This window comes from Nesterenkonia sp. NBAIMH1, assembly GCF_007922635.1.
GTDB lineage: Bacteria > Actinomycetota > Actinomycetes > Actinomycetales > Micrococcaceae > Nesterenkonia > Nesterenkonia pannonica.
On sequence record NZ_CP042335.1, the window covers coordinates 1,659,474 to 1,671,598 of the forward strand.

Here is a 12,125-nt window from a genome sequence, read left to right on the forward strand (position 1 = left end):
GGGGCTACCGGCTCCGGTGATCCTCGGGGGCGAGCTTGGGCCCCATCCGCTGGTGGGCGAACCCAGAGAGCTTCAGCAGTCGGACCACTCTCTGCCGGTGAGGCCTGTACGGCTCCAGCAGGCGGATCATCCCCGGGTCGTCCGTCCGGGCACCCGTCATGGCCTCACCCACGAAGTGGGCCAAGTGATAGTCGCCCACTGCCGGCAGATCGGCTGCGCCGTGGGAGCGCTGAAGGGCCTCCGCCGCACTCCACACTCCGATGCCCGGAATCGAAGCCAGTCTCTCGGCCAGCGCATTGACCGCTTCGGTCCCGGGCGGCGTCTGGGCGCCCAGGCGGTGCAGGGCGGCTGAGCGCTGGGCGATGCTCTGGATCGTCTTCGACAGCGGCGGCTGCACCCAGAGCCGGTGCCACTCCCATGAGGGGACGCTTCGCAGCTGGCCTGCGGTCAGGGGCATGCGAAGCCACTCGGGCACAGGCACAGGCGTATGGCGAGCCCAGCCGTGGGCGGGGGCGGACCCGTGGCGCCGCAGAAGGTTCCGCCACCCGTGCCGCGCCTGCCCGTGGGTGACCTTCTGCTCCAGGGTGACGGTCACCAGCTGGTCGAACAGGGCGCCGGTGGCCGGCAGCCGGACCCCGGGGTGACGACGCCGGACAGCCGCCATGGCCTGCGCGATGTGGGCGTCGGAGCCGGCCAGCAGCTCGTCCAGCTCCGACCAGTCGTCGGCAGCGCCCAGGAGCTCCGGGGCACGCTCGACGGCGGCCTCTGCCGCGGGCTCCGACGCGGCGATGATCCGGACCCTCACCCGGGAGGCGTCGAGCTGATCGAGCCGGAGAACCGCCTGATCGCCGTCCTCCGCGTGCGCGACGGTGCGGTCCGGAGTCGGGCGGAGCGCGACCCAGGCGCCGGCCCCTGCGGTGCCGCGCGAGCCCCCGTCAAACGTTCCCGGATCCACCCGAACGGCCGGGTCTGCGTGTCCCCGCTGCAGCGGGCGCAGGGTCCGGGGGAGGTCGAAGGGCGCCCCCAGGTCCACCGTGCGCTCAGCCGAGAAAGTCACCCCTACACTGTGCCACCCCATCGAGGCCCCAGCACTGTTTCCCTTTGAGTCCAGACCTTATTGGGGAGGGGAGCGCCCCGGTAGTCTGGGGGCAGGAAGGAGCCGGCACGCCGGCTCAGCACCCAAGCGACGGAAGCGAACCACCGTGAAATATGCCCAGTCCGTTGTGGAGCTCATCGGCTCCACGCCCTTGGTGAGGCTCAACAGAGTCGTCGAAGGCCTCTCCTGCACTGTGCTGGTCAAGCTCGAATATCTGAACCCGGGCGGATCCATCAAGGACCGGATCGCGCTGAAGATGATCGAGGCCGCCGAGGCCGAGGGCAAGCTCTCCCCCGGGGGAGTGGTGGTCGAGCCGACCTCGGGCAACACCGGCGTGGGGCTCGCGCTGGTGGCCCAGCAGAAGGGCTACCGGGCCGTCTTCATCACGGTGCCGAAGGTGGCCCAGGAGAAGCGGGACGTGCTGCGGGCCTACGGCGCCGACGTGGTGGTCGGCCCCGCCGGGGTCGACGCTGAGTCCCCGCTGAGCTACTACGGCATCTCCGATCAGCTGGCGCGGGAGATCGAAGGCGGTCACAAGCCTGACCAGTTCTCCAACCCGAATGCGCCCACCTCGCACTACGAGACCACCGGTCCGGAGATCTGGGAGGACACGGAGGGGAAGGTCACCCACCTGGTCGTCGGCGCCGGAACCGGCGGCACCGTCACCGGCACGGGCCGCTACCTCAAAGAGGTCTCAGCGGACAGGGAGTCGGGACCGGTGCGTGTGGTCGTCGCAGACCCGGACGGCTCCATCTACTCCGGCGGCGAGGGACGCCCCTACTTCGTCGAAGGCGTCGGCGAGGACGTCTGGGTCAAGAACTACGACCCGAGCGTCCCCGACGAGCACCACGCGATCACCGATGCGGAGTCGTTCGCGATGTGCCGCCGCCTCGCCACCGAGGAGGGGCTGCTGGTGGGCGGCTCCTCGGGCACCGCGGTCACCGCGGCGCTGAAGGTCGCCGAAGGCCTCGGGCCCGACGACGTGATCGTCGCAGTGCTGCCGGACTCCGGGCGCGGGTACCTCGGCAAGATCTTCAACGACCAGTGGATGATCGACCACGGCTTCGGCGAAGTGGTCTCCACCTCCACCGGCACCGAGATCGCCGTCAGAACCTCCGAGGAGCTCTCCCAGGCAGTCCGCGACGGAGTGATCGGCACCGACACCCATCACCAGGCCCCCGGCACCGGAGAGCAGGACCCGGCGACCACCACAGCCGGAGACCTCCTGCAGGCCAAGCGAGGCATGTTCTCCGAAGCGCTGCCGGAGGTCATCTCCATCAGCCGAGAGACGACCCTGCGTGAGGCCGTCAGCGTGATGAACCGCTACGGCGTGGACATCGTCCCGGTCATCGACCACCCGGGCCCGGTGGCCCGCATCGGCGAGGTCTACGGGGTGGTGGATGTCGAGCAGCTCTCCGAGGACGTCATCGAAGGCCAGGCCAGCCCGGACGAGCCGGTCGCCGACCACCTGCGCGACCACCTGCCTCTGCTGGGCATCACAGAGACCCTCCCGCAGATCCTCTCCAAGCTGCGCAGCCACCCCACCCTCCTGGTCGCCGACCGCGGAGACATCGTGGGTGTGCTGACGCGCAATGACCTGCTTGCCCACCTCTCCGGAGCCCCACGACAGGAGATCGACCTCAATGAGTGAGAACCAGCGCACCCCCGGCTTCTCCACCCACGCCATCCACACCGGCCAGGACATCGACGAGGTGTACGGCGCTGTCGTCCCGCCTCTGCACCTGTCCACCACCTTCGCCCCAGACGGCATCGGCAACCTCCGCAACGGCTACGACTACGGACGCGCCGGCAACCCCACCCGCACCGCCCTGCAGCAGCAGCTGGCGGCGCTGGAGGGCGGGCGCCATGCGTTCAGCTTTGGCTCCGGGCTGGCGGCCGAGGACGCGATCATCCGGGGCCTGATGCGGCCCGGCCAGCGCCTGGTCATGGGCAACGACGCCTACGGAGGAACGTACCGGCTGTTCGCCCGCGTCCACGGCGACTGGGGAATCACCAACACTCCCATCGACCTGGCGGACCACGAGCGCGTCGCCGCGGAGCTTCAGCACAGCGACGCGACCCTGCTGTGGGTCGAGACGCCCTCCAACCCCCTGATGGGTGTCACGGACATCCGCGCCCTGGCGGACATCGCGCACGCCCACGACGCCCTTCTGGTGGTGGACAACACCTTCGCCACCCCGTACCTGCAGCAGCCGCTGAGCCTCGGCGCGGACGTCGTCGTGCACTCGACCACCAAGTACATCGGCGGCCACTCCGACGTGGTCGGCGGTGCCGTGGTGCTCGGCGAGGGGAACGCCGCAGATGACCTGGCGGAGAAGGTCGCGTTCCAGCAGTTCGCCGTTGGTGCGGTCTCCGGACCCCTGGACGCCTACCTGACAACTCGCGGCCTGAAGACCCTGGGTGTGCGCATGGACCGCCACTCGTCGAATGCCCTGGCCCTGGCCCGGCACTTCGAGGGCCACCCCGCCGTGGAGCGGGTGCTCTACCCGGGCCTGGAGTCCCACCCCCAGCACCAGCTGGCGGCATCCCAGATGAGGGACTTCGGAGGCATGGTCTCTCTGCAGCTGGCAGGGGGCGAGCCGGCCGCACGCAAGGTGGCGGAGGGAACCAAGTGGTTCATCCTCGCCGAGTCCCTCGGCGGCGTGGAGTCGCTGATGAACTACCCGCATGAGATGACCCACGCCTCGGTCCGAGGCACCGAGCTGGCCGTGCCGGAGAACCTCCTGCGCCTCTCGGTGGGCATCGAGGACGTCGAGGACCTCATCGACGATGTCGAGAAGGCGCTCGCCGGGCTGTGACGGGACGACGGGGTCAGCGGGGGACGGTGGACGCGGTGTGCGTCGTCCGTCGGCTGACCCCGGACCCCGGCTCCGTGGGGACCACCGCCATCGACAAGCGGCCGGTGGAGGGTCCGGTGAAGGTGCGCACCCTCGGCCTGCATGGGGACGTCCAGGCCGACCGTGAGCATCACGGCGGCCCCGAGCAGGCTGTCTACGCGTACGCCGAGTCGGACGCTGCGTGGTGGTCGGAGGCGCTGGGTCGCGACCTGCCGGCGGGAAGCCTGGGCGAGAACCTGCGGATATCAGGTCTCGACGTGGACGGTGCCCGTGCCGGCGAGCGGTGGCAGGTGGGGGGCCGGGCCGTCCTGGAGGTCACTCGGCCCCGGATCCCGTGCGCCACGTTCGGACGCTGGATGGGCGAGGCCCGGTGGGTCAAGCGGTTTCTGCAGGCCGGACGTCCGGGGACGTACCTGAGGGTCCTCACCCCGGGCGAGATCCGGTCAGGCGACGCGGTCACGGTGCTTGAGGAGGGCGAGGGTCCCACCATGCGTGAGACGGCTCTGGCCAAAGGTCCCACGAGCGCACGCCCCGACGACTGAGCGCGGCCGGCACGACGGCACGAAGAAAGCCCCAACTGGGGTGCAATCTAACTCACGTGGCTGCCGGATGTCGCGGGGCCAGATTCCAGCGATGGGCACTACGAATGTCACTAAGGCGCAGCAGGCGGCCGCCATTGTTCTACCGAGGGCGAGGGTGTCTCCGGCCCGGACCACCGACTTATCCGCTACGTCTCCCAAAGCGCGAACACCACAGCGCGGCTACTCGCCATCCCGGCAGATGCCGGCTCACCCGTCTAGATAGCGGCAGATACGACCGAAGATGAGCCCCAGTGCTTCATCTTCGCAGGGGGTGAAGTGCGGGCCTAGGAGGCTGGGGTCAGCGCGGCCGACTAGACACGAAAGAATGCCTCCGGGCCTGCCGGCAGCGCAGTCACCCCCACCTTGGATGTGCCGTAGGTAGCCGATGGACGAAAGCACCCGGTCCGCCCCAGCGGGTCGGAGGTAGCGCCCTTTGCCTGGGGTCCCGCGGGCGTTCTTATCAGTGGCGGGAGCGACGGCGGCTAATGGCCCTGAGTCACCATGTACTAGGAGGCCTCTCAACTGGTTTTCAGGCCGGCGGACTACGGTAGCGCTGGGCAGGCCGTGCGCTTCACCGCAGACAGATTCAGCGCGTATTCCGTACTCAGCGCACCAGGGGCGGACCTCCTGACAGCGCGCTCTTCCATTACGACTCAAGGAGCAGCGACGGTTCCTTGGCTGATATTCGACAACAGCGCCCGCTCACGCCCGAACCGAACCGTCTCGTGCCGCCGCGCGAAGATTTCCGACATCTCTTCCAACCCCGCCGCGTCAACGGGCTTTAACAGGCCGACGCTAGTCATCTGGTCAATGATCTTGGCCCATAATCAGTCGGCGTGTGGGAGATCTCGGCTGGCTTGACTGGTGTGTTATGGAGGAATTGAACCTGTGGTGAGGTTGGACGATCTCCAGAGTCGTTCTCCTGTCCGTCTTTGCGAGTGCCGCCCTAGGACTCCGGTGCTGTGGTGGCACCACGGGCCACCTGAGTTGGTTGTCATTACTGCTGTCATCGTGCTCCTTATATAGACAGAAAACTCTTAAGGGTGCACCTGCGGCACAATTGGTTTATGAGTAAGCCTTCGAGAAGAAAGAACCGAAAAGACCGTCGGACGCGGAAGTCCGCACGAGCAGAGATGCGTCTCACACTGTGTGTTAGCCCGCGCATGGGAACAGAGCGTCGGCTCTCTATCGAGCGTGAGTTGCGAATGATCAAAAGTTCGTTACTCTACGCCGACCATATTAGCGTGGTCTCACCGGGTCTAAATATGCTTCGCACCCTCGATCCCCTGAGGAAAGTATCGTTGGCTGACCCAGTCAACGGCTTGCGCGCACTGCCAACTCCAACTCTTATTCGGATGGGTTTTCCTGCGTCAGAATTGCCACGTCTTCGACAGCGTGTTCAAGAACTATCAAAACTTCCAGTGGATGATCCTGAACGGTCACAGTGGGCGGAGAAGTTTGCACCTGCGTTTCAGGAAGCGGCTGTATTAGCGAGCGATCAATACGGCGGGCACGGTCCCGAGATGGATCGGGCTATCGAAAGCGAAGCCCTTACGGTAATCGACACAGGTTTCGACTTTGACGAAGGCGCTGATTCCGTGGCCGCGTGGTACAAGAAGCAACTATCGGGCGCTCTCAGTGATCACTCATCGGGCGTACTACTAGATCCGGAAACGTCAAAGCTCGCTCGAGAGTCCGAGGACTCCGGACACTTCGGTTCGTATGCAGCGAGTCGATCTCGGCGAGCATCGACAGGAACCGGTCTAGTTGAGAGGCTCCCGACCTTCCCGAATGCTCCAATGGAGCACATCCTGGAGGCCCGCGAGGAACTTACTGACCACCGTCAGGGGTATCGCAATGCGGTTAAGCGCCTAGAGCGAGGACTTGAATCTGCTGCCCTCGACGATAGCCTGCCCTATGAACTTGACGAGCTTTGGCACGATGAGGTCCAACCACAACCTGAGAGCTCCAGAATTCTGTGAAGATGACCCGTCTGGCTGGGAGTGCCGCGCGGCGCTTCGCAGATGAAAAGGCCGGCAATCTGATTGCGATTGTTATCGCTGGGGTCGCGGACTTTGCGAGTCTAATTCCTACGGGGAGGTTTGGCGGTGACCGCAGGGACCTTGGCCCTCACAGGAACTCGTCAGACGCTCCAGGCGCACTCCAGTGAAGAAGAAACACGACCTGGTGTATCTCTTGGAAGCGGAGCGGCGCCTCGGGCGCCGCCGCTAGCCAACTGCGGGGCACTCGTCGTCTCGGAAGGCTCGCTTTTTTTCTCTCTCAGTCAAATAGTGACAAGGGGGCTCTCAGCCTGAGATTTTTCACGGACTTCTAACGTAGCGCGGCTCAGCTGCTTAGCTCCAGCGATTTGGATTCTCTTACCCCCCCCCAGCAGGTGGAGAGGGGCAGGTACTTATTTACCGGGTGGCGGTTGTGTTTGGTGTCGCGTACTTGCCAAATAGCCCAACTTATCCACCGGCTGCTTTCATAGCTAGCGCGGACGCTCCACTAATCCCTCATTCTCCGGATTTGCCTCTGCTGAAGAAACCGAGGGAAAACCACCCGACCAAAGTGCTGGCTAGAAGAACGGCTGCTTGAGCTTCCTCCTCCGTCACATCCTTGTAGTCTTCGATTCCACCGTGTCGATCATGATGGGAGCCCCAGAGAAGGTTCATAGTTTCTCGGAGCTGGCCTAGGGAGTCCTGGTCGTCCGCGCCGGGCAGAACGAAACTCCAGCTCTTGCCAGCATTCTTAAGTTGCCCAATGCAACCTCCCAATGTTGGTTTGGGCGAGTTCAGGTCCATCGCCGGGATCGCGACTGCTTCGACAGCTTTGACCGCTAGCCAATATGCGTTGCTCGGGTTCGGGCTTGAGCTGAAGGCATGTTCCCAGGCCTGTTTGAGGAACGTACTAGCTCGCTGTTCATAGCTCACCACCTGGTCGACTACGTGCTCGACTCCCCTCCGGTATGCGTTTCAGCAGGCCATACCTTCTCCCCCGAGGGCCGACGCGCCACCCGGCGTTAGCCTCGTCCAGGAGGCGTTCTAGGCGCTTCACGTCATCGTGTGTGTAGTGCGACTGGACGGTGTGGCTACTAAGTCGGTAGTCCAGCAGATCGACCAACTTCTTCTCAGCTATTTTCTCGAGGGAAGCCCATAAGGTGGCCGCCTCCTCGTAATCACCGTACTCCGTAAACACCACCGTGCCCGATACACGTTCGAAGTCAGTGATCCACTGCGTGCTCTTGCGCTGATAATGCTCGCCGGGCACTAGCCATCGAGTGAGGGAACGACGTGCTGTTGGGGAATTCCGGCCTTGATTGTCAGAAAGTCCTCGACTTCGCTTTCGTCGAGCGTTGGGGGCACCCAGCGAGTATTCATAGACCTATCTTGCCTGAAGGCGGCCCAAGTACGGCATTGCAGATCGGAATTACAACTGTCACGAACTTTGCGTGTCGATCGCCCTGGGCGAGTCATTCCCATTCGTGTAAGGGCCAGCAGTGCATACCGCGGTGACAGGCGCTAGATGAATGGAGGACCCACAGGGCCGATTAGGGAGAACTGCCATCAGAATGGCCGTCAGGGCACAAAGCGGCCCCGCCCGGCACGTGCCGGGCGGGGCCCTTTCCCGTTCGTAACGGGGTCCTGCTCGCGTAGCGGTGGGGGGGCTCGATCCCCCGACCTCACGATTATGAGTCGTGCGCTCTAACCAGCTGAGCTACACCGCCCTGAGTGAGCAGATGACTGGAGTGAAAAAGCCTCACGCCGCGCAGTTCGTATCGTGCGCTGCGCGAGGCTTTCACTCGAGCCCCAACCGGGAATCGATCCCGGGACCTCAGTCTTACCAAGACTGCGCTCTACCACTGAGCTATTGGGGCAACGACAGAACATCCTAGCACCGGATATTCATGCCGCCCAAATCACCGCGCGCACGGCGATCCGGCTCAGTGGCGGGGCTTCTTGCGACCGCCGAATCCTGCCTTGCGCGGTCCCTTCTTGAAGCCGCCCTGATCGCCGTCCCGGTCGCCGCCGCGACCGCCGCCGGTGCGCGGCGCGGGTCCGCCGGAGTCCTTCTCGATGCGGATCAGCTCGCCGCCGATCCGCGTCTTGGTGAGCGCAGCCCACTGGTCGCCGGAGAGGTGCTCCGGAAGCTCGACGAGGGTGTGCGTGGGGCGGATGTCGATGCTCCCGATCTGTGCACCGGTCAGGCCAGCCTCGCCGGTGATGGCGCCGACCACGTGGCCCGGGGTGACCCGGTTGTTGCGTCCGACTGCCAGCCGGTAGAGGGCATTGCCCGGCGCTGCGCTGGGTGCTCCCTTGGGGCCGCGGTCCGAGCGGGGCCCGCGGTCCTCGAAGCGTCCGCCCCGATCGTTGTCCTCACGGAACTCCGGAAGGGCTCCTCGCATGCCGGAGTCGTCCTTCTCATCCAGCAGGAGGGATCGGCCTTCGTGCACCATGGAGACCAGTGCGGCGGCCACATCTTCGGCGGGAGTGTTGTGGTTCTCCACGTAGCTGCTGACCAGCGCGCGGTACTCCTCCAGGTCCTCGCCGGCGAGGGTGGCGGTGATCCGCTCGGAGAACCGGTCCAGACGCGACGCGTTCACGTCCTCGACGGAGGGCAGGCTCATCTGATCGACCGTCTGGCGGGTCGCCTTCTCGATGGAGCGCAGCATGCGCTTCTCGCGAGGAGTGACGAACAGGACGGCCTCACCGGAGCGTCCCGCGCGGCCGGTGCGGCCGATGCGGTGGACGTAGGACTCGGTGTCGAGGGGGATGTCGTAGTTGAAGACGTGGCTGATGCGCTCCACGTCAAGGCCTCTGGCGGCCACGTCGGTGGCCACCAGGACGTCGATGCGGCCTGACTTCAGCTGCTCGACCGTCTTCTCCCGCAGGTTCTGCGGAATGTCGCCGTTGATGGCCGAGGCTCGGAAGCCGCGGGCGTTGAGCATCCCTGCGACCTCCTCAGTGGCTGACCGGGTGCGCACGAAGACGATGGCGGCGTCGTGCGCCTCCGTCTCCATGATGCGGGTCAGTGCCTCGCCCTTGGCGTGGTGCTTGATGAACAGGAAGCGCTGCCGAGTGTTGGAGCTGGTCTGAGTCTTGGACTTGACCTTCACCTCGACCGGGTCGTTCAGGTACTGCTCGGAGATGCGACGGATGGCGGTCGGCATCGTCGCGGAGAAGAGGGCGACCTGCTTGTCGGCCGGCGTCTGGGCAAGGATCTTGTCCACCTCTTCGGCGAAGCCCATGCGCAGCATCTCGTCGGCCTCATCGAGGATCAGGTGCTCGACCTCGGAGAGGTCCAGGGAGCCCTTCTCCATGTGGTCGATGACGCGGCCCGGGGTGCCGACCACGACGTTGGCGCCGCGCCGCAGTCCCTGCAGCTGGGGACCGTAGGGAGCGCCGCCGTAGATGGGCAGCACGGAGATGCCGTCGACCTTGGCCGCGTAGGTGGTGAAGGCTTCGGCCACCTGGATGGCCAGCTCTCGCGTGGGGGCGAGCACCAGAGTGTTGGGCCGGTTGCCGAGGGTGCCCTCGTCGTGGGCGGCTGCCATGTGGGTCAGCGCCGGCAGGGCGAAGGCCGCGGTCTTGCCGGTGCCGGTCTGCGCCAGGCCGACCACGTCGCGGCCGGCGATGAGCTGGGGGATGGTCTCCGCCTGGATGGGGGAGGGGGTCTCGTAGCCCATGGACTCAATGGCAGCCATGACGCGCGAGTCCAGGCCGAGGTCGCTGAAGGGGGGAATAGTGGGGGCGTCTGTCTCAGACATGCGGGTGACTCCTTGTCACGTAGGCGGCCTGGACCGCCGCGGCCGCGCTCCAGCGCTCCGACAGTGTCTACCGCTCGTGCTCGAACGGCCGGCTCCATCAGGAGCAGGCCGTGCATGGGCACGGCAGGACTTATCGGACGGTTTTCGCTGGAACGAGGATCACGGGGACTCAGGCCGAGGAAAGGCTCCGGAGTCGACCCGCACACAGAACAACAGAACTCCACCGGACCTACCAGCTGATCGAAATGCAGCTGTGCCGGGAGTCAGCAACAGATAAACGGGATTATCCGGAGAATGCCCAGCAATCATACGTGCCCGATCGCCAAAACCCCAAACGAGCGTCTCACAGGCCTCATTCCTGCGCGTGAGACCCGTTTTTCACATCGGTAACACTGAGCCGCAGGCCTGAAACATGCCGCTGGGACGATCGAATGCATGAGCGTCATCAACGAAACTCAGCACGCACCCCCCACTGAGCGCATTGTGGAAGAGCGAGGCCGCTGGATCACCAACTGGCAGCCGGAGAACCAGGACTTCTGGGAAGGCCCCGGGCGTCCGGTCGCTCGCCGCAACCTCATCTGGTCGGTCTTCTGCGAGTTCCTCGGATTCGCGGTCTGGCAGCTCTGGTCCGTCACCGTGGTGTTCCTGCCCGCCGCCGGCTTCGACCTCACCAGCGCTCAGCAGTTCCTGCTGGTCTCGCTGCCGCCGCTGGTGGGTGCGGCCATGCGGATCCCCTACAGCTTTATGGTGGCCATGATCGGGGGCCGCAACTGGACGGTGATCTCCGCGCTCCTGCTGCTCATCCCCACTGTCGCCATGGCCGTCGCGCTCGCCAACCCCGAAACGCCGATCTGGGCGCTGTACCTCATCGCAGCCACAGCCGGCTTCGGCGGCGGAAACTTCGCCAGCTCCATGGCCAACATCACGTTCTTCTACCCGGCCAAGGAGAAGGGCGCCGCGCTGGGCGTCAACGCCGCCGGCGGCAACCTCGGAGTGGCGGCCGCGCAGCTCGCGGTCCCGATCGTCGTCTCGCTCTTCGCCTTCGGCCACTTCGGCCCCAGCCTCCCCGTGGCCGGGGTCATGTGGATTCCGCTGATTCTCCTGGCCGCCTGGGGCGCGTGGAAGTACATGCACAACCTCACGAACGCCTCCAACGACGTCAAGGGCACCCTGGCGGCGCTGCGTGAGCGGCACCTGTGGATCATCGCGGTGATCTACATCGGAACCTTCGGCTCGTTCATGGGCTTCGGCTCCGTCTTCCCCACGCTGATCAGCATCCAGTTCCCTGGATTCTCCAGCTTCCAGGTGCTCGGCGCGGCCCTGTCGCTGGCGTTCCTCGGCCCGCTGGTCGGCTCCCTGGCACGGCCCTACGGCGGACAGCTCGCGGATCGGGTCGGCGGGGCGCGCATCACCGCAGTGAGCTTCCTTGCGATGGCCGCGGTCACCGCGGTGGTCGTGGTCACCCTGGACTGGGGGAGCTTCTGGCTCTACCTGGGACTGTTCCTGACGCTGTTCACCCTGACCGGTGTGGCCAACGGCTCCAGCTACCGCATGATCCCGCTCGTCTTCCGGCTCTCAGTCCCTGAGGGGGACCGCGTCGGCCATGAGCGCAAGGCCTCCGCCGCATTGGGCTTCATAGGCGCGATCGGCGCCTTCGGCGGCTTCGCCATCCCGCAGATCCTCAACGCGTCCAACGAGGCCACCGGGAGCTTCGACACCGCGTTCTGGTGCTTCGCCGGAGCCTACGTCGGCTTCGCCCTCCTGACCTGGGCGGTCTACATGCGGCCCGGCACCGTCTTCGCCTCCGCACGGGTATGAGGCTC

General features: G+C 65.6%; 7 protein-coding genes and 2 tRNA genes. 4 read left to right on the forward strand and 5 right to left on the reverse strand.

All coding sequences use genetic code 11. The features are described 5' to 3' along the window. Window positions 1-4 precede the first annotated feature (4 nt). Complete coding sequence (locus tag FS388_RS07865) at window positions 5-1,057, reverse strand: DNA-3-methyladenine glycosylase (RefSeq protein WP_246836151.1); 1,053 nt, start codon at window positions 1,055-1,057, stop codon at window positions 5-7. Between the two features lie 145 nt (window positions 1,058-1,202). Between FS388_RS07865 and FS388_RS07870 the strand changes: the two genes are divergently transcribed. The 3 genes from FS388_RS07870 to FS388_RS07880 are packed head-to-tail and all read left to right on the forward strand — an operon-like array spanning window position 1,203 to window position 4,496. Further along, the gene (locus FS388_RS07870) at window positions 1,203-2,747 is read left to right on the forward strand and encodes a pyridoxal-phosphate dependent enzyme (RefSeq protein WP_146340921.1); all 1,545 of its coding nucleotides are present in this window, start codon (window positions 1,203-1,205) and stop codon (window positions 2,745-2,747) included. Then, the gene (locus FS388_RS07875) at window positions 2,740-3,915 is read left to right on the forward strand and encodes a cystathionine gamma-synthase (RefSeq protein WP_146340922.1); all 1,176 of its coding nucleotides are present in this window, start codon (window positions 2,740-2,742) and stop codon (window positions 3,913-3,915) included. The genes FS388_RS07870 and FS388_RS07875 overlap by 8 nt, the downstream gene beginning before the upstream one ends. Further along, window positions 3,912-4,496 (forward strand): MOSC domain-containing protein, encoded by a 585-nt coding sequence (locus FS388_RS07880; protein WP_146340923.1) that lies wholly within the window; start codon window positions 3,912-3,914, stop codon window positions 4,494-4,496. Before FS388_RS07875 ends, FS388_RS07880 begins: the two co-directional genes overlap by 4 nt. A 2,555-nt stretch (window positions 4,497-7,051) precedes the next feature. Here FS388_RS07880 and FS388_RS07890 read toward each other — a convergent pair. The 4 genes from FS388_RS07890 to FS388_RS07905 form a co-directional block, all read right to left on the reverse strand. After that, window positions 7,052-7,468: a hypothetical protein gene (locus FS388_RS07890; RefSeq protein WP_146340925.1), complete on the reverse strand. Its 417-nt coding sequence runs from the start codon at window positions 7,466-7,468 to the stop codon at window positions 7,052-7,054. 720 nt (window positions 7,469-8,188) lie between these two features. Next, window positions 8,189-8,262, reverse strand: a tRNA-Met gene (locus FS388_RS07895). A gap of 78 nt (window positions 8,263-8,340) precedes the next feature. Then, a tRNA-Thr gene (locus FS388_RS07900) sits at window positions 8,341-8,412 on the reverse strand. 66 nt (window positions 8,413-8,478) lie between these two features. Next, a complete protein-coding gene (locus tag FS388_RS07905) occupies window positions 8,479-10,302 on the reverse strand; it encodes a DEAD/DEAH box helicase (RefSeq protein ID WP_146340926.1) in 1,824 nt (607 codons plus the stop codon). Window positions 10,303-10,737: 435 nt separating this feature from the next. On the opposite strand from FS388_RS07905, the gene FS388_RS07910 reads away from it, so the two are divergent. Further along, window positions 10,738-12,120: an MFS transporter gene (locus FS388_RS07910; protein ID WP_146340927.1), complete on the forward strand. Its 1,383-nt coding sequence runs from the start codon at window positions 10,738-10,740 to the stop codon at window positions 12,118-12,120. The last annotated feature ends 5 nt before the right edge of the window (window positions 12,121-12,125 follow it).